The following is a 17,096-nucleotide window of genomic DNA, read 5'->3' on the forward strand; positions in this document are numbered from 1 at the left end:
GCCATTGAAGCCGCAAGAGTAGGGGGGGTAAACAAGACCGAATAGAAGAGCTAAAGCCCTTCCAGGCAGGAGAAAAGCCTCGTCACGCAGCCCGCGAGCATAACGCAAGCATCTTCACTCAACGATATCCGCGCAGCCGTCAGAGTCAGCCTTGCGCACTTCTCCGCCTACATCGAGCACGTCGAGGATCCCTATGAAGACATCGATGAGGCGTTGACGGGTTAGTGAAAGTGATTGGCAGCCAAGGGCAGTGGCAGGCTAGTGCGGTCCCAGCCGCCGCCGAGCGAACGATAAAGTTCGATGCTTGAAGTGACTTCCTGGAGTTGGGCGCGGGCGAGTGAAAGTTCGGCACCGAAGAGTTGCTGATCGTTGTAGAGGACCTCGAGATAGCTCGTGGCGCCGTTTTCATAGCTCTGACGAATCAAGTTCAGGGCCTCCTGCCGTGCGGTGACGACGTTGCGTTGCGCGGTGGCGAGGCCTGCGCTTTTTTGGCGAGAGATGAGGGCGTCGGAGACCTCACGCAGAGCTTGCAGCACGGTTTTGCGGTATTCGGCCTCCGCACCTTCACGGGCGGCTTGGCTGCTGCGCAGCCCAGCCATCAGACGACCAGCGGTGAAAGCTGGGACGCTCACGCCGGGACCGATTTGCCAGAGGCGGGTGGGATTGTTGAAGAGATCGTCGAATTGCTTGCTGCGCAGCCCGGCACCGGCGGTGAGGGTAAAGCTGGGGAGCAGTTGGGCTTTCGCCACGCCGATCTGCGCGGTGGCGGCGATCAGAGACTGCTCAGCCGCGCGGATGTCAGGCCTGCGATTGAGCAAATCGGACGGCAATCCGGCCGGGGCAGGGACGACGATGCCAGAGGCCAGTCCGCCACTGCGGCGGATGCTGCCGGGTGCCCGGCCTGCGAGGTAGCTGAGCTGGTTTTCGAGCTGGGCGATCTGTTTTTCGATCACACGCATGGCGGCTTCGGTTTCGGCGACGAGGACCTCGGCCTGTTTGACATCCGTGAGGGAGCTTTGGCCGCCTTTTTGCCGGGTGGTGATGAGGTTGAGGGATTGCCTGCGGGCTGCGAGCGTGCGGCGGGCGATGGAGAACTCCAGATCCTGCTCGCGCAGCGTGACAAAGGCGGTGGCGACTCCGGCGATGAGGCCACTTTGCACCTGACGCTGACCTTCCTGCGTGGCGACGAGCTTGGCGCGGGCTGCTTCGTTCGAGCGGCGGATTTTGCCCCAAAAGTCGGCTTCGTATTGTAGCAGGCTGATGCCCACGCTGTGCTGTTCGCTGTCAAAAACTGAGGGAATGTTCACATTGCCCAACTGCAGGTTTTTGGACACCTGCGTGTGGGTGAAATCATAGCCGGCACCGATCATCGGGAAAAACTGCGAACGAGCCGAAACCACACCGGCCTGAGCTTGGAGCACGCGTGTGGCGGCAACGCGGAGATCGAGGTTATTGGCCAGCGTTTCCTCGATGAGGCTGCGAAGGGCGGTGTCCTTGAAGACGCTGCGCCAATCGAGGTCGCCGAGGCTGCGCGTGCTTTTACTGCTGCCAAAGCGAAAAATGGATGGGGTGCCGACTTCCGGCCGCGCGTAGTTCGGACCGACTTTGCAGCTGGCGAGCAGAGCGGTCGTGGAGAGGAGGCAAAAGAGGCGTGGGGCGTGCATGGTGATCGTTTTCGTGAAAATCAATGAGCGGGCTGGCTAGGCTTCTTCCCTGCGCCGCTGAGCCACATGACGAATCCGTAGCAGGCCGGGATGATGAAGACGCCTATGAGCGTGGCCACCGACATGCCGAAGACGACGGCGGTGCCCATGACTTTGCGTGACTCGGCACCGGAACCCATGGCAATCGCAAGCGGCACAGCACCGAGGATGAAGGCAAACGAGGTCATCAAAATGGGCCGCAGACGCAGACGTGCGCCCTCGATGGCGGCCTCGAGCCAGGGTTTGCCTTTCTCGAACTCCATTTTGGCGAATTCGACGATGAGAATGGCATTTTTGGCCGCCAAACCGATCAGCATGATGATGCCGATCTGCGCATAGACATTGTTTTCGTAGCCGCGCATATACAGGCCGAGGTAGGTGCCCAGGACGACGAGCGGTGTGGCCAGCAGGACGCTGAATGGCAGTGACCAGCTCTCATACTGCGCCGCGAGCAGCAGAAAGACGAAAACGATGGCCAGTCCAAAGATGAAGATGGCCTGCCCTTCTGCCTTTTTCTCCTGGAAGGTCAGTCCGGTCCACTCGTAGCCGAATCCGTCGGTCAGCACCTCGTTGGCGACCTCCTCCATCGCCGCGACGGCCTGCGCGGAACTGTAGCCGGGAGCGGGTGCCCCGACGATTTCGACTGCGCGGTAGAGATTGTAGCGGGTGGTGAAGGCTGGGCCGCTAGTTTGCGAAACGCGCACCAAAGTGTCCAGCGGGATCATTTTGCCGTCCTTGCTGCGGACGTAGAATTTGGCGATGTCCTCCGGTTTGCTGGTGAATTCGGGCTTTGCCTGCAAATACACGCGGTAGATGCGGCCAAAGCGGTTAAAGTCATTCACGTAAGCACCGCCGAGGTAGGCCTGCAGCGTGTTGAAGACGTCGGTGATGTTCACGCCGAGGGCGCGGCATTTTTCGCGATCGAGATCCACTTTCACCTGCGGCACAGCCGGACGAAAACTGGAGAAAAGCCTCGACAGCTCCGGGCGCTTGCCTGCGGCGGCCAGAACCTTCTGCGACATGGCGGCGAGCTGTTCGATGCTCCCACCCGTGCGGTCCTGGAGCATGAAATTGAAGCCAGAGGCATTTCCATAGCCGGGCAGTGAAGGCGGGCCAAAGGCGAGCACACGTGCATCGGGGATTTTTTGGAACTTCGCCATGAGCTGGAACATGATGCCGCGCACATGGGTCTTCCGCGTCTGCCGCTCCTTCCAGTCCTTGAGGCTGACGAAGAACGTGACTGAGTTCGGCGACGAGACGTTCGACATGACGCTGAAGCCCGTGACGTTCAAATAGCTGTCGATGCCCTCCAGCTCACCCAGAATGGCCTCGATCTTTTTCCCCACAGCTTGCGAGCGTTGGAGCGAGGCCGCGTCGGGCAGCTCGGCGGCGATGAAGAAGTAGCCTTTGTCCTCATCCGGGATGAAGCCCCCGGGCACTTTTTCACCGAGGAAAACGATCCCAGCGACTGCGGCGACCAGGATCAGCATCGCACGGGCCGAGCGGCGCACCAGAAAGCTGACGACGCCTGTGTAGCGTGCGGTGATGGCATCAAAGATCTTGTTAAAGAGCCGAAAGAAGGCCCCGAGCGGCCCACGCTGCGGCGTGGGTGGGCGCAGCAGGATGGCGGCGAGTGCGGGACTGAGTGTGAGAGCATTGATCGCCGAAAAAATCACCGAAGCGGCAATGGTGATTGCAAACTGCTGATAAAGCGTGCCGGTGAGGCCGGGCATGAATGCCACTGGCACGAACACCGCGCACAAGATGAGCGCAATGGCGACCACCGGACCGGAAACCTCCTTCATGGCTTTTTTCGTCGCCTCGACCGGTGTGGAGCCGTGCTCGAGGTGGTGCATCACCGCCTCGACCACCACGATGGCGTCATCCACCACGATGCCGATGGCGAGCACCAGACCAAAGAGCGTCAGTGTGTTCACCGTGAAGCCGAGCAGAGGGAAAACCATGAAGGTGCCCAGCAGTGCCACCGGCACTGTCAGCATCGGGATGAGCGTAGCGCGGAAACTTTGAAGGAAGATGTAAACGACCAGCAGCACTAGCACCATCGCCTCGAAGAGCGTGTGCACGATGGACTCCATGGAGGCCTTGATCGGCCGGGTGGAGTCGAGTGTGACCTGCACCTTCATGTCAGGCGGAAAGCGCTGCTCCATCTCCGCGATTTGTTTCCGAATCGCCTCGGCTGTGGCCAGAGCATTCGCCCCAGGGGCCAAATAGATGCCCAGTGCCGCTGCGGGTGCGCCGCCCACACTGGCGATGCTCTTGTAAGTCTGTGCGCCCATTTCGATGCGGGCCACGTCTTTGACCTTTACCTGTGATCCATCCGGATTCGAGCGAATGATGATCTGCTCAAACTCCTCCGGCTCCTGCAGCAGGCCGCTGGCGACGACGTTGTATTGAAACTCCTGCCCTTTTTTCGCTGGCTCCGCACCGACGACACCTGCTGCAGCCTGCACGTTCTGCTCACGCACCGCAGCGATCACATCCGAGGGCGTGAGGTTCAGTGAGGCGAGGCGATCGGGATCGATCCAAAGACGCATCGAATAATCCTGCGCGGTGAAGTTCCTCACATCGCCCACGCCTTTCACACGGGCGATGGCGTCGATCATGTTGATCGTGGCATAATTGGAGAGAAAGATCGCGTCGTAGGTGCCCTTGGGCGAAAGCAGGCCGATGATCATGAGGATGTCCGGGCTGGACCGCTTCACGCTCACGCCCTCACGCGAAACGGACTCTGGCAGACGTGGGGCTGCCAGGGCGACACGATTCTGCACATTTACCTGGTTCATGTTTGGGCTGGTGCCCAGGTCAAAGGTCGAACTCAGCGTCATCGAGCCATCCGCTGCATTCACCGACTTCATGTACAGCATGTCCTCCACGCCATTAACCTGCGCCTCGATGGGGGTGGCGACGGATGCCTCCACAGCAGGCGCAGCGGCACCGCGGTAATTGGAGGTGACGCTGATGACCGGCGGACTCACCTCCGGGTATTCTGAGATGGGCAATCCTGTCAGAGTGAATGCACCTACGATCACCATCAGGATGGAAAGCACCATCGCGACGATGGGGCGGCGAATGAAAAAGTCAGCCATGGGAGGAGTGGTGAGTGGAGTTGGACTTACTTTTTCTCCGTTGGAGCCGCCCTGGGCACGTTGGACAAAAGTTCCAATAGCGGCGCGTCATCGATCTGCACCTCCTTCACCTCTACAGGCTCGCCATCCTTGGCTTTTTGCAAACCTTCAATGATGACCTGCTCGCCATCCGTCAGTCCGGACTCCACGACCCAAAGAGAGCCGATTCGACGGCTCATCTTCACTCGACGATAGGAAGCTTTTCCGTCCGCGGCGACCACATAGACATTGTGCAGGCCCTGGATTTCCTGCACCGCCCGCTGCGGGATGAGCAGTGCTCCTTGCAGCGTGCGGGTCAGCACGCGCACGCGGCAAAATTGCCCTGGGCGCAGGATTTTTTCAGGGTTGGGGAATTCGACGCGAATTTTGAGTGTGCTGGTCGTGGCATCCACCATGCGGTCCACAAAGACCAGTTTGCCGAGGTGCGGGTGCACTTGGCCATTCGCCAGCACCAGAGCAAAGGTGGGCGAATTGTTTGGGTCCTTCATTTTCCCCGCACTATTCAGATAGGCGACCTCACTGACCTCCACATTCGCCCAAATCGGGTCCACCGGAGAAATCGTGGCCAGCACCGTCGGCTGCCCTTTGCCGACCAGTGCACCCACGTCAACCTGCTTTGCCCCAATGATCCCTGCGACAGGCGCACTCACATCCGCGTAGCTCAGATCCAGCTCTGCAGCACTCAATTGGGCTTTCCCCGTATCCAGCGCGGCCTCCGCCTGCTTTTGCAGGGCCTGTGCCGTGTCCAAATCCTTCTGCGGCACCGCGCCTGACTTTGCCAGTGGTGTGAGCCTTGCCACATCCTGGTTGGCACGGCCCAGTGATGCTTCAAGCTGGCCCAGATTGCCCTTCACGGCCGCCAATCGCTGCTCGATGGGCTCCTTCTCCAAAAGGAAGAGCGGATCGCTTGCTTTCACTTCCGATCCTTCGACAAATAAAATCTTTTCCACCGTCGCCTCGACTCGAGCGCGCACTTCCACATTCGCTGTCGCCTCCGTCTGAGCAATTCCCTCGGCCACGATTGGCACATCACGCTTCAAGGGCTTGGCCGCTTCGACCAAGGGCGGCCCGCTTGGCAGAGCAGGGCGTGTAGGCTTACAAGAGGCTAACGTGAGGGCCAACAACAGGAGCGTATATTTTCTGTGCATTAGGTTGGTTCATAATTGTGAACTATCATATATGTCAACCATACGATTCGATTTAGATGCCTCGGGAACGGACCATTCGAATGACGTTACACTAAAGCATGATCTTGTTATAAGGGCACCTCTGTAAACTCATTGTCCCAGGCAACGCTTTTACTGACCACACACGCGCGCCACAAAGGGGCCATGAAGCGTTACCGCAAGACAGAACGAGGCGGCGGATTGTTCTCCGCCATTGAGCACGAGCAGGCCGTTGCCGCCAAAACCGCCGGCATCCTCAAGCTGCGCGACGTCAGTGCTTAGGAGGGCTTCCGCCGCTGGTCGAAGACCTCACCGTGCGGCTCTCAGCTCGGCTTTCTTCCACGCGCTTACGGCACCGCTGCTAAGCAGCCGATCGCAGGGCGTCATGGGCCGGTCGTGCCGCCTTTTGACCTTCGCTCCATGCCGGTCCTTGCTCACCAGCTTGGCCGAGGCGCAGAAGTGGTTGTGCAGCGGTTCCCACAGCTCGCGGTAGAGCGTGTTGACCTCCAGTTCAAGCAGCCGTATACCTCCACCCAATTCAACAAAGGACCCTTTCATGATGAAAAGCGGAGGCTAGAAAGGGGTCTTCTTGTGCAGCGTGACCCGGTTTCGGCCGTTTTTCCAAGCATAGTTCATTCGGTCAGAGAGTTTCCTCAGCAGGTGGAGGCCGAGGCCACCGATCGGTCGCTCTTCGATCGGAAGATTCATGTCCGGCTCTACCTGCTCCAGGGGGTTGAAAGGATGACCATCGTCCTCCACCATCATGGTCATGCCATCCGGCGAAAGCTCGACTTGGACCTGGATGACGTGTTCGGCCTGGTCGTCGTAACCATATTTGATGCAGTTGGTGACGAGCTCCTCAAGTGCCAACGTGGACAGGTAAGCCGCTGAAGGAGCCGCCTGCCGTTCCTCCAGCCAGCACGACAATTGGTCCATTGCCGCCGGTAGCGCCTCAAAATTGGCAACGACCTCGAGTTGGTATTTCGCGCTTATGGCAACATGGGGTTCAGCCAGTCATGGCTTTTCAAAACTCGCAGAATAAACCGTGTCGGCAACAGGATTTTTAAGGGCGAATCGAGGACCAATGCCAGGGGTTAAAACAACCCCCAAGAAGCGAAGCCTGCAGGGTTCGGTTTCAAAGATTCCCATCAATCAAGAAAGCCTCCTGATTGGAGCGAATAACCGACTGGGAGCATTTCTACGTAGCCCATCGGCGACATGCTGGCGCATGAACTGCTCGAAGGTCTCGAATTCCATGAAGTTCCCCTGCGCATCCTTGATCTCGCAACACCCATCGCACAGCACCAGCAGAGTCTCACCCAGGGCAAAAGAACAGTAGAGCGTCTCATACACCTTGTCTTCCATCGCGCCGATGATGAGACCGAGTGGCCGACGCTGGCATGCTTGAGCGCTCGGCTCGGGACATGAGAGCCCCCATGCCAGATGGTGAGTTACATGTTATTTTGCTTCTCCATCAGGCACGCGTTGTTCAGTCCAGAAAGCACCGCACTCGAATCTCGGAAGTCGTTTCCTAGCAGTGCGCCGCTGCGAATGACATTGATGGCCGCGACGGAAAGCAGCGAAGCCCCCACGCCGTGGCCGCAAACACCGAGCAGATAAATCGCGAAATGATCTGAATCGATCCAATGATATCCGAAACCACCCCTCCCAGTTCGGTAGAAGGCTAGTCAGCAAGGCCGTACGGCCAGAAGCCTCTGGGTTTTCATCCGGCGGCGCGGGCGAGCCACTGCGTCACTTTGGTACGGTGGGCATCGTGGCTGCAGGGGCGATCATCTCCAGCCTCTGGCTCGCCGCTCGTATCCGACCCACGACCTGACTCGGCGGAATTGCCGCCCCGCGCCCCACGACGCCCCCTCCAGGTCGGGGCCAAAAACCGTCAAACGAGCCCGAATCGGTCCCCGGAGACTCAAATGCATTGACCGACCCTCCAACAACAGTAGAAGCTGCTCCCCAATGATGGGTGAATTCTGATTCCCCTCCATCTGTCGTCTTCCGTGCGCTCCGGACAGCAACTTGTGGACGGAATGGAGGCAACCGCCTTTTCCCGGTGGATCAGAAAATCCGCAGCACTTCCAACGACCTTTCCCACATGCTTCACGACCTATTGCGACGCCCCCTCGAGATCGACCCAGCGCGCCGGATCCTCGAATCTGGCGAATCGTGGACCACCGCCGCAGAACTTGAGCGATTGACATCGCGGCTCTCCTCGGGTCTGGCGGCCATGGGCCTCGAAGAAGGCGATCGAGTCGCCCTGTTGCTGCCGAACAGCCTCGAGTCGGTCGTCTGCTACCTCGCCTGCTTCCGGATGCGACTGGTTGCAGTGCCGCTGGATTACCAGTACCACCCATTTCAGATTGGCTACGCGCTCGGCCATAGCGGCGCATCGATCCTGATTTCGCATCACGATCGGATTGCTGGGCTCGACGAAGCCGGCGCCCTTAAAGTGGTGCCCCGGGTGTTCGTCGTCGGAGGCGGGACAACAATCCGCAACCAACGCTCGTTCGAATCGTTGCTCGGGTCCGAACGAGCGATCGGCGCGGAGGCTGCTGACGACGACACGCCGGCCGTAATGATTTACACCTCGGGGACCACGTCACGGCCCAAGGGGGTTGTCCTGACCCATGGCGCCCTCTCGATCGGCATTCAGAAATACCTCGCGCGGGTCACGCTCACGCCGGATGACGTCGCGCTGATTGCGACATCCGCTTCTCGTCCCCTAGCACTCCGCTCCCAGATCCTACCCACGCTCTGGACCGGTGGACGAGTCAGCCTGTTGCCGAGTTTCACCGTCGAGAACTTCGTCGCCGCCCTTCGGAGGTCGCCTGCCAAGACGTTCCTGACGCTCACTCCCGCGTCTCTTGGCCAACTACTGACGAACCCAGACTTCCAGAGCTGCGACTTCAGCCATCTGCGGCTCTGCTTGTCCGGTGGCGATCGTGTCCCGACCAGGCTTCTCGAGGCCTTCGAGCGGTTGACGGGCGTGGCGATTACCGAACAGTGTGGATCCACAGAGACGGGGCCATATGCCATGAATCCCCCCTTTGGCCGCAAGAAGCGGGGTTCCGTTGGCCCACCCGTGTATGGAGTCCAGGTAGCGGTGATGGACGAGCACGGTGCCGACGTGCCCACCGGAGTGGTCGGCGACCTGCGGGTGAGTGGACCGGGGATCATGGACGGGTACTGGAATGAGTCAGCCCAGACCCGGAAGACCCTGCAAAAAGGCTGGGTCCTGACTGGCGATCTGGGCCGCTACGACGAAGACGGCTACCTGTGGTTTGTTGGCCGACGGAAGGATGTCATCGTCCGCTCTGGCAACAAGGTCGCGCCGCTTGAGGTAGAGGCGGCGCTGCTTGAGCATCCGGCAGTTCGCGAAGCCTGCGTAATTGGCGTTCCCGACGCAGCCTGCGGCGAAGCACCTCACGCCTATGTCATCCCCCTACCGGACGCCAACGCCAGCCCGGAGGAACTTCGTGACTTCGCCCGCAGCCACTTGGCCGAGTTCATGGTGCCTGCCGAGGTCCACCTGATCTCCGAGATGCCTTACAAGGGGCCCGGCAAGATCGACCGCGAACTTTTGCGGATGCGTGCCATCACTGCTGCGTTGATCGAACAGGTTCCGTTTTTCAAGAACGCCAGCAGCGACTTCCTTCGGGACATCATCCCGCGACTGGATGCACGGGAGTTTGCGCCGGGCGAGATCCTGGTACACGAGGGAGACGTAGGAGACGAAATGTATTTTCTTACGAGAGGACAAGTCGAGGTGCTCCGCGGTGACCCGACATGCCAGCTTACGATCCTGCGGGAGGGATCGTTCTTCGGCGAAGTGGCCATCCTCAGGGATGCGCCTAGAGCGGCCACGATCCGGGCCTTGGCCGATGTCGAGGTCTATACCCTTAAGCGGGACGGGGTTCTTCAACTCGCCCGGGCCGACGCCAACTTTGATCGGTATCTCAAGAATGCCGCCCTGAGTTATTCAGGATAACCGACCGGGAGGCAAGGGCGGACATGGTCAGGCTGACGCGTCGCGGCCGGAGGCGGGCAGCGGTCAGAATTTGATGCGCACGATGGAAAAATCGTCATCAAGCGGCCCTTCGCCATGGCGTTCGCACACCCAGTTATAGAGTCGGTCAAGTGCATCGGGCTTAGCGACATGCTGACGCATGAACTGCTCGAAGGTCTCGAATTCCATGAAGTTCCCCTGCGCGTCCTTGATCTCGTAACACCCGTCGCACAGAACCAGCAGAGTCTCACCCGGTGCCACAGGACAGGATCGAGTCTCATAAACCGTGTCTTCCATCGCTCCGATGATGAGACCTGGGGATCGCAGTTGCGCGCTCCCGGCTTCCGTCCCGTCCGAGGGCGTCATGAGCAGGGAGGCTGGGTGGCCGCCGCTGGAATGCTTCAGCGTCCGACTCGGGACATGATAGACCCCATACCACATGGTAAAATACAGGTTGTTTTGCTTCTCCATAAGGAACGCATTGTTCAGCCCAGAGAGCACCGCACCCGGATCTCGGAAGTCGGTTCCCGGCAGCGCGCCGCCACGAATGACGTTGATGGCCGTGACGGAAAGCAGTGAAGCACCCACGCCGTGGCCGCAAACATCAAGCAGATAAACCGCAAAATGATCGGGATCGATCCAATGATATCCGAAAGCATCCCCTCCCAGCTCGGTGGAAGGCTGGTATTTCCAATCGATCCTTAGCGGGGTGTCGATGGGGTCGGGGAGGATCGAGCGCACGTAGTTGGCGGCCTCAGCCAACTCGCCGTCGAGCCGCCGCTGAATCTCCTCAAGGCGGTCCTTCTCGAGCTGCAGCTGAGCAAGGCGGATGCGGTCGAGGTCGCGTAGGCGCTTCTTTTCCAGGGAGGTCGTGACACGGGCGCGCAGCAACGTGGGGTTAAAGGGTTTGGGCAGGTAGTCCTCCGCCCCGGCCTCAATGCACCGAACCGCGGCGTCCACCTGTTCCGCGCCAGAGATCACAATCACCGGCAGGCCCCGCAATTCCGGGTCGTTGCGGATTTCGAGGAGCACGCCCATGCCGTCCAACTCGGGCATTTCCATATCAAGAAGCACAAGATCGAAGTTTTCCCGGCGAATCTTCTCGATGGCCTCACGGCCGTCGGCCGCCTCGGTGACACGGGTGAACCCAAGCTTGTTGAGTTCGCGTGTCAGGGCGAGGCGCATCGTGCGGCTGTCATCGACCACCAGGACCAGAGCCTCCTCAATGGCGGGCATCAAGGCCGTGTCGGTTTGCGATGGTGCGTGTTCGAGAAAGACGGCGTTCATAAGTTAGGCGGCTGGAAACAAGAGGGTATCGAAAGCATCAAATCGTCCGTTCGATCCGGAAGATCTCCATGCCACCTTTGCCTTTCACCTCGATTATGCCGAGGGAGACTCCGGTGTGGCTTTCTTTGACCCGATTCCAGCTCGAGGCGCTTAGAGTCAAGCCACCGGGCAGGCCCGACTGCTCCATCCGTGCAGCGGTATTCACGGTATCGCCCCAGACATCGAACTGGAACTTCCGTTTGCCGACGACTCCCCCGACAACCGGTCCGACGTGCACTCCGATGCGCAATTTCCAATAGGGCGGCTGCGACGCGGCGGCGGCGATCATGTCGAGGCCGCAAGCCACACAATTCATCGCTGGGTTTTCCATGGGGCTAGACATCCCTGCTGTCGCCATGAAGGCATCACCGATCGTCTTGATTTTTTCGAGGCCGTGACGTGCGGCGATTTCCTCAAACGCTTCTACGAGGGACTGTAGATAGCCATGCACCTGTTCCGGCGAGTGGTCATGGCAGAACGAGGTGAAACCCACAATATCGGAAAACAAAACCCCCACTTCACTGATGAGGCGCGGACGCACCGTGTTGGTGGACTTGAGCTCGTCCGCCACGTCCTCAGGCAGGATGATGTGCAAGAGGTCGTCGGAGCGTTGCTTCTCGATCTGTAGCTGGGCAAGGCGGATGCGGTCGAGGTCGCGGAGGCGCTTCTTTTCCAGGGAGGTCGTGACACGGGCACGCAGCAAGGTAGGGTTAAAGGGTTTGGGCAGGTAGTCCTCCGCGCCGGCCTCGATGCACTTCACTGCGGCATCCACCTGTTCAGCGCCAGAGATCACAATCACCGGCAGGCCCCGCAATTCCGGGTCGTTGCGGATTTCGAGGAGCACGCCCATGCCGTCCAACTCGGGCATTTCCATATCGAGAAGCACAAGATCGAAGTTTTCCCGGCGAATCTTCTCGATGGCCTCACGGCCGTCGGCCGCCTCGGTGATGCGGGTGAACCCAAGCTTGTTGAGCTCCCGCGTAAGGGCGAGACGCATGGTGCGGCTGTCATCGACCACCAAGACCGGGGCCTCCTCAATGGCGGACATTAAGGGCGTGATGGTTTGCGATGGTGGGTTTTCGGGAGTGGCGGCATTCATTTCCATGGAATTGTCAGCATCAGATTTCACTGTGTGGGAAGCGGTCCTTCGGACGCCTCGAGTTGTTCGTTTGCAGTTGAACGGGGTCCGAGAGTGATGATCCGTGCTACTTTCGCCAGCAGCACTTCATCTTGGAAGGGTTTGACGACGTAATCGCGCGCACCCAGACGGGCAGCGGCGGCGATGTTTTTCAACCCGGTTTCGGCGGTGAGCAGGATCACAGGCGTGTGACGCAGCGCGGCGTCCTCGCGCAACCGCTTCAGCATGGTGAGTCCGTCCATGACGGGCATGTTGTAGTCGAGAAGAATGAGGTCGGGTTTCTCGAGGGCTGCCACGGCCAACCCTTGCTCACCATTGGCCGCCTCGCAGATCAAACAACCCAACGGTGCAAAAAGCCCAGCCAGAATTCGGCGGACCGTTTTGCTGTCGTCAACAGTCAGTATCTTGGGGAGGGCTGCGGTCATTGAATCCGAATTTTTAGCGTTAGCGTCCCGCCAACACATGTCCAGCCAGTGTCTGAACTCCACTTGTCCGCGTCGCTCCCCTTCCCCAGAGAGGGCCCCCGGTGCACGGTCGGCGTACTCAGGGTGAAGAGATGCCCTGCTGTGGCGAGGGCCGCTCCAATCCGCCCAGCGACCATGTTGCAGAGTTCCCCCGCCAGGTCCACAAGCTCTATCTCCCGCTCGGACGGGTCATTGCTGCAATCGCCGAGAGACTTGTTGAGAAGATCCATCAAGGATTCGGAAACTTGGAGATGAACGATCCCGCGAGCTTGGCTTCCCTCCAGGTGCACCGTGCTGATCAGCCAGGGCGCATCTCCGGGCACCTCCGGAATGTCATCCAGAGACACAGAGACCAGTTGCCGTTCGAAACGGCTTGCGAAAACATCACGGAGAGCGTCCGCGGCAATGGGTTCCAAGTCCAGGCTGGAGTTCATCGAAGTCATTTGCGAATCGGTTGCGAGAGCATCTTGAGGATGGCTTGAGGGATTTGCGGCAACGGCACAATTTGCTCGGCGGCTCCCAGCTTGATCGCGGCCTGAGGCATGCCGAAAACCACACAGCTCTCCTCGGCCTCGGCTAGGGTGTGGGCGCCGGCCGCATGTAGCAACTGGAGACCATGGGCACCATCCACCCCCATGCCGGTAAGCAGCGCCGCCACAACATGTTCGCCGGCCTGCTCCGCAGCCGATCGAAACAGGATGTCCACGGAAGGGCGACAGTGATGAATCGGCGGCGACTGGGTCAGCCGGACGCGGTAGCCGAGGCCCGAGCGAGCAAGAGCTAGATGGAAATCTCCAGGTGCCACGAGACACAGACCCGGGCGCAACTCGTCACCGTCCTGCGCCTCGCGAACCGTAAAGTCGCACAAGGCGTCGAGATGCTCGGCCATGGTGCGGGAAAAATTGGCCGGGATGTGCTGGACAACCAGGATCGGAGGAAGACCATCAGGCAAACGGGGTAACAGATAACGCAGTGCCTCGACGCCGCCGGTGGAGGCGCCGATGACGATGAGACGGCGCGGCGAAAACCGGTCCGTTGCAAACGCGGGCGCAAGGGGTTTGGCCGTTTCGACAAAGGGTTGCGCTGACCCACGGGCCCGTCGGCTTCGTCCGGCGGCCTTGACGTGGAAGGCCAACTCCCGGGCGATTTCACCCAGGCTCCGACCGCCGCCAGGCTTTCCGATCACATCGAGCGCGCCCGCTTTGAGCGCTTCCATTGCCTTGGCCGAGCCAGCTGGGGTCAGTGAACTCACGACCACCACCGGCACGGGGTGATGTTCTCGGAGAATCTTGAGGAAGGTCAATCCGTCCATGCGAGGCATCTCAAGGTCCAGAGTGATAACATCCGGCTGAAGGGCGAGGACCTGGTCGCGCGCCACATAGGCATCGCGGGCATCCCCCACGACCTCGATCTCGGGATCTCCGGCGAGGGCGGCACGAATGGCACGACGAGCCAATGCCGAATCGTCCACGATCAGCACCCGAACTGGTTGTAACACCGACTTCATGTCTTTTGAAAAACCCCCTGCTGCACGGGATATAACCCATGGTTGATGCCCATAAGACTCTCGGAGTGTCCCACCATCAGGTAACCGCCGGGTGCCAGATGTTGAGCCAACCGCTTCACCGCCAGCGCACGGGAGGGTAGGTCAAAATAGATCATGACATTGCGGCAAAAAATCACGTGTTGATTGGCGGGCACAGGCAGATGCGGTTGGAACAGGTTGACGCGTTCGAAGTGCAGATGTTTGCGAAGCTCCAGCTTGACCTGACAGACACCGGTCCGCACGCCCACGCCTTTTTTGAAATAGCGCTTCAACTGTTCGAGCGGCACTGGTCTGACGGAATCCATGGAGTAAATACCCTCGTGGGCCACCGTCAGCATCCGTCGGGAAATATCGGTCGCCACGATCTCCCACTCCAAGCCAGGATGACTGCGCAGGAAATCCGCCACAGCGATCGCCATGGTGTAAGGCTCCTCACCAGAGGAGGCCGCAGCGGACCACAGCCTCAGCGGCGTGCAAGCGGCGCGCAAGGGTTGCACCAGCGCCGGCAGAGCCTGTTGCGTGAGGAAGGAAAAGTGCTCGGGCTCTCGATAGAAACGGGTGTGATTGGTGGAAATCAGATCCACCATTTCCTCGACCTCATCTGAGCCGTGCGGGGAATGAAGCACGTCACAGTAGTCCTCGTAGGACTCGAGGTGGAGGATGCTCAGGCGCTTACGCAGTCGATTGGCCATTAGGGACTGTTTGTCGGGCCCTAGCCGAATGCGGCTGTGCTGGTAGACCAGATCGCTCAGGATCTGAAAGGTTTTGCCCGAAAGCAGTTTTTCAAACGGTTCCCTCATGCGTGTGAACGTGGCAAAACGACTCCTCAAAAGTCACGGAAATTCCCTTCATCAGACGAGCTGACCGGGGGAAGTTCGAGGCGGGAGCTGCCCCCGATCCGCAGCGGTCCCGCTGGCCGGTTCGATCGCCTTTCAGCCGTCTGTTCTACCCAGGCTCTCACTGGCGTACGCGAAAAGTGGCTCGGAGGAGGTCCTGGCGGGAGCTGGTGGTTGGCTCCGACTCCCGCGAGCACCCGCAGGTGCCCCACCAGCTCATTGAGCACCTCGCCCTCAGCCTCGACCTGCTCCGCCGACGCTGCGGTCTCCTCGGCGTTTGCGGCATTGCCCTGCGACACCTTCTCCATCTGACCAATGGCTTGGTTGATCTGTTTGACCCCCTGGGCCTGCTCACGGGCAGCGGTGGCGATCTCCCCCACCAGCGAATCTGTCGCCACCACTTTCTTCGTGATTTGCTCGAGCGAATCCCCGACTCGGGTCGTGCATTGGGAGCCTTTGCGGGTGCTGTTGATCGCCACCTCGATTTTGTGCGCAGTCGCCTTAGCCGCAGCGGCACTGCGTTGCGCGAGCGAGCGCACCTCGTCGGCCACCACCGCGAAACCCTCGCCTGCCTTTCCAGCCCGTGCGGCCTCCACGGCTGCATTGAGCGCCAGGATGTTGGTCTGGAATGCGATTTCATCGATATCCTTGACGATCTTAGCGACCTGCGCGGTCGATGAATCAATTTCCGCCATGGCCTCGACCATCTCGCCCATCATGCCGGAGCCGCCCTCCGCAAAGAGGCGGGTTTCGGAGGCCAGCGCCTTGGCTCTCAGACAGTTCTCGGCCGTCGCCTGGATCATGCTCGACATTTCCTCAAGCGAGGCACTCGTCTCTTCGACCGAGGCCGCCAGCTCGCTGGCACCTGAGGAGAGCGTCTGGTTCGACAGCGCCATCTGCGCGGACGCTGCGTCGAGTTGAAGACTGGTGTTTTGCAACTCGCCCATCACCTGCCGGATCGGCCGGACGACGGTGGCAAAAATAGAAATGCAGAGAGCGACAAGCGTCAGCACGGCGAGGATGACGAGGGCAAGCAGCGTGTAGAAGAGACGATAGGCCTGCTGCACAAGCAGCTGCACGTCCCCGCTGGTTCGACGTTCCAGCTTCTCGAGAAACTCGTCGATCGGTCTCATGATCCTGGCTTTTTCCGCATGATACTCCCTGCTGTGCATGAGCTGACGAGCCATCTCCAAGTTCGGCTCCCCTTTCACAGAAAATTGGCCAAAGCCGTCGTCAAAAAGGCCCTTGACCGCATTCATGGCGACGGTTTCCATCCGGACGAGATTGTCGGAGTTGGTTTGCGCCTCCTTGAGCTTAGCAAATTCCTCCGCCGAAAAACCGAGCTCCTCCATCAGTTGCTGAAGTGGGATGACTCGACCGTCCGGCCTCGGTTTGACCTCGTCCGCAGCCATGAAATCCCAATAGATCCGATCGTAATTCTCCGGCCGTGGTGCCTTTCCATTGCGGATGTCGAGGACCGCCCAGTATTGCTCTTCGTAGCGCTTGTCCGCCGTGACCACATAGGTTCGAGCGAGGCGCGTTAGGTCGTCCGAGCTCTGGCGCAATTCGTCCGCGAGCAGTCGGGACTGATAGCGGCGCTCCTCGGCGGCGGTGACTTTCTTCTGATTCGTCAGCATCCGCTGCGTCACGCCACCGATGACGAGAAGAAACATGATGATGGTGACCGACGCGAAGAGCGCCCGGTTGGCGAGTTTTCCATTAGCTTTCATAAGTCATTTCACGGGGACCA

At 59.8% G+C, this 17,096-nt stretch carries 14 protein-coding genes; 1 reads left to right on the forward strand and 13 read right to left on the reverse strand.

The annotated features are described in order from the left end of the window. Positions 1 to 221: 221 nt before the first annotated feature. The 6 genes from AC6FTP_RS00065 to AC6FTP_RS00090 form a co-directional block, all read right to left on the reverse strand. The gene (locus tag AC6FTP_RS00065; RefSeq protein WP_497204852.1) at positions 222 to 1,664 is read right to left on the reverse strand and encodes an efflux transporter outer membrane subunit; all 1,443 of its coding nucleotides are present in this window, start codon (positions 1,662 to 1,664) and stop codon (positions 222 to 224) included. 20 nt (positions 1,665 to 1,684) lie between these two features. After that, positions 1,685 to 4,810, reverse strand: a complete 3,126-nt coding sequence (locus tag AC6FTP_RS00070) for an efflux RND transporter permease subunit (RefSeq protein ID WP_497204853.1) — start codon at positions 4,808 to 4,810, stop codon at positions 1,685 to 1,687. 26 nt (positions 4,811 to 4,836) lie between these two features. Then, the gene (locus tag AC6FTP_RS00075) at positions 4,837 to 5,997 is read right to left on the reverse strand and encodes an efflux RND transporter periplasmic adaptor subunit (protein WP_497204854.1); all 1,161 of its coding nucleotides are present in this window, start codon (positions 5,995 to 5,997) and stop codon (positions 4,837 to 4,839) included. A gap of 327 nt (positions 5,998 to 6,324) precedes the next feature. Then, the gene (locus AC6FTP_RS00080; protein ID WP_497204855.1) at positions 6,325 to 6,573 is read right to left on the reverse strand and encodes a hypothetical protein; all 249 of its coding nucleotides are present in this window, start codon (positions 6,571 to 6,573) and stop codon (positions 6,325 to 6,327) included. Positions 6,574 to 6,588: 15 nt separating this feature from the next. Continuing rightward, complete coding sequence (locus tag AC6FTP_RS00085; RefSeq protein ID WP_497204961.1) at positions 6,589 to 7,029, reverse strand: ATP-binding protein; 441 nt, start codon at positions 7,027 to 7,029, stop codon at positions 6,589 to 6,591. A 138-nt stretch (positions 7,030 to 7,167) separates the two neighbouring features. After that, entirely contained in the window at positions 7,168 to 7,458 is a 291-nt protein-coding gene (locus AC6FTP_RS00090) for a SpoIIE family protein phosphatase (protein WP_497204962.1), read from the reverse strand. Positions 7,459 to 8,083: 625 nt separating this feature from the next. Between AC6FTP_RS00090 and AC6FTP_RS00095 the strand changes: the two genes are divergently transcribed. After that, positions 8,084 to 10,018, forward strand: coding sequence for an AMP-binding protein (locus AC6FTP_RS00095; RefSeq protein ID WP_497204856.1), 1,935 nt, complete (start codon positions 8,084 to 8,086; stop codon positions 10,016 to 10,018). 63 nt (positions 10,019 to 10,081) lie between these two features. On the opposite strand, the gene AC6FTP_RS00100 is transcribed toward AC6FTP_RS00095, so the two are convergent. Genes AC6FTP_RS00100 through AC6FTP_RS00130 form a run of 7 tightly spaced genes read right to left on the reverse strand, consistent with a single transcriptional unit; the run spans position 10,082 to position 17,076 of the window. Next, complete coding sequence (locus AC6FTP_RS00100; RefSeq protein ID WP_497204857.1) at positions 10,082 to 11,323, reverse strand: PP2C family protein-serine/threonine phosphatase; 1,242 nt, start codon at positions 11,321 to 11,323, stop codon at positions 10,082 to 10,084. Positions 11,324 to 11,360: 37 nt separating this feature from the next. Continuing rightward, positions 11,361 to 12,461, reverse strand: coding sequence for an adenylate/guanylate cyclase domain-containing protein (locus AC6FTP_RS00105; protein WP_497204858.1), 1,101 nt, complete (start codon positions 12,459 to 12,461; stop codon positions 11,361 to 11,363). Positions 12,462 to 12,487: 26 nt separating this feature from the next. Continuing rightward, positions 12,488 to 12,925: a response regulator gene (locus tag AC6FTP_RS00110; protein ID WP_497204859.1), complete on the reverse strand. Its 438-nt coding sequence runs from the start codon at positions 12,923 to 12,925 to the stop codon at positions 12,488 to 12,490. Beyond that, positions 12,922 to 13,398, reverse strand: coding sequence for a chemotaxis protein CheX (locus tag AC6FTP_RS00115; RefSeq protein ID WP_497204860.1), 477 nt, complete (start codon positions 13,396 to 13,398; stop codon positions 12,922 to 12,924). The genes AC6FTP_RS00110 and AC6FTP_RS00115 overlap by 4 nt, the downstream gene beginning before the upstream one ends. 5 nt (positions 13,399 to 13,403) lie before the next feature. Then, positions 13,404 to 14,471: a protein-glutamate methylesterase/protein-glutamine glutaminase gene (locus tag AC6FTP_RS00120; RefSeq protein WP_497204861.1), complete on the reverse strand. Its 1,068-nt coding sequence runs from the start codon at positions 14,469 to 14,471 to the stop codon at positions 13,404 to 13,406. Next, positions 14,468 to 15,310: a CheR family methyltransferase gene (locus AC6FTP_RS00125; RefSeq protein ID WP_497204862.1), complete on the reverse strand. Its 843-nt coding sequence runs from the start codon at positions 15,308 to 15,310 to the stop codon at positions 14,468 to 14,470. The genes AC6FTP_RS00120 and AC6FTP_RS00125 overlap by 4 nt, the downstream gene beginning before the upstream one ends. A gap of 26 nt (positions 15,311 to 15,336) precedes the next feature. Continuing rightward, positions 15,337 to 17,076 carry a methyl-accepting chemotaxis protein gene (locus AC6FTP_RS00130; RefSeq protein ID WP_497204863.1) on the reverse strand — a complete coding sequence of 580 codons (1,740 nt, stop codon included), beginning with the start codon at positions 17,074 to 17,076 and terminating at the stop codon, positions 15,337 to 15,339. Between the last annotated feature and the right edge of the window lie 20 nt (positions 17,077 to 17,096).

Source organism: Prosthecobacter sp., from assembly GCF_044378005.1.
In the GTDB taxonomy this organism is placed as follows: domain Bacteria; phylum Verrucomicrobiota; class Verrucomicrobiia; order Verrucomicrobiales; family Verrucomicrobiaceae; genus Prosthecobacter.

What these genes read in the sequence shown, in the direction of transcription:
- AC6FTP_RS00065 (WP_497204852.1), bottom strand. Translation starts at nt 1,664, where the DNA reads ATGCACGCCCCACGCCTCTTTTGCCTCCTCTCCACGACCGCTCTGCTC.
- AC6FTP_RS00070 (WP_497204853.1), bottom strand. Translation starts at nt 4,810, where the DNA reads ATGGCTGACTTTTTCATTCGCCGCCCCATCGTCGCGATGGTGCTTTCC.
- AC6FTP_RS00075 (WP_497204854.1), bottom strand. Translation starts at nt 5,997, where the DNA reads ATGCACAGAAAATATACGCTCCTGTTGTTGGCCCTCACGTTAGCCTCT.
- AC6FTP_RS00080 (WP_497204855.1), bottom strand. Translation starts at nt 6,573, where the DNA reads ATGAAAGGGTCCTTTGTTGAATTGGGTGGAGGTATACGGCTGCTTGAA.
- AC6FTP_RS00100 (WP_497204857.1), bottom strand. Translation starts at nt 11,323, where the DNA reads ATGAACGCCGTCTTTCTCGAACACGCACCATCGCAAACCGACACGGCC.
- AC6FTP_RS00105 (WP_497204858.1), bottom strand. Translation starts at nt 12,461, where the DNA reads ATGAATGCCGCCACTCCCGAAAACCCACCATCGCAAACCATCACGCCC.
- AC6FTP_RS00110 (WP_497204859.1), bottom strand. Translation starts at nt 12,925, where the DNA reads ATGACCGCAGCCCTCCCCAAGATACTGACTGTTGACGACAGCAAAACG.
- AC6FTP_RS00115 (WP_497204860.1), bottom strand. Translation starts at nt 13,398, where the DNA reads ATGAACTCCAGCCTGGACTTGGAACCCATTGCCGCGGACGCTCTCCGT.
- AC6FTP_RS00120 (WP_497204861.1), bottom strand. Translation starts at nt 14,471, where the DNA reads ATGAAGTCGGTGTTACAACCAGTTCGGGTGCTGATCGTGGACGATTCG.
- AC6FTP_RS00125 (WP_497204862.1), bottom strand. Translation starts at nt 15,310, where the DNA reads ATGAGGGAACCGTTTGAAAAACTGCTTTCGGGCAAAACCTTTCAGATC.
- AC6FTP_RS00130 (WP_497204863.1), bottom strand. Translation starts at nt 17,076, where the DNA reads ATGAAAGCTAATGGAAAACTCGCCAACCGGGCGCTCTTCGCGTCGGTC.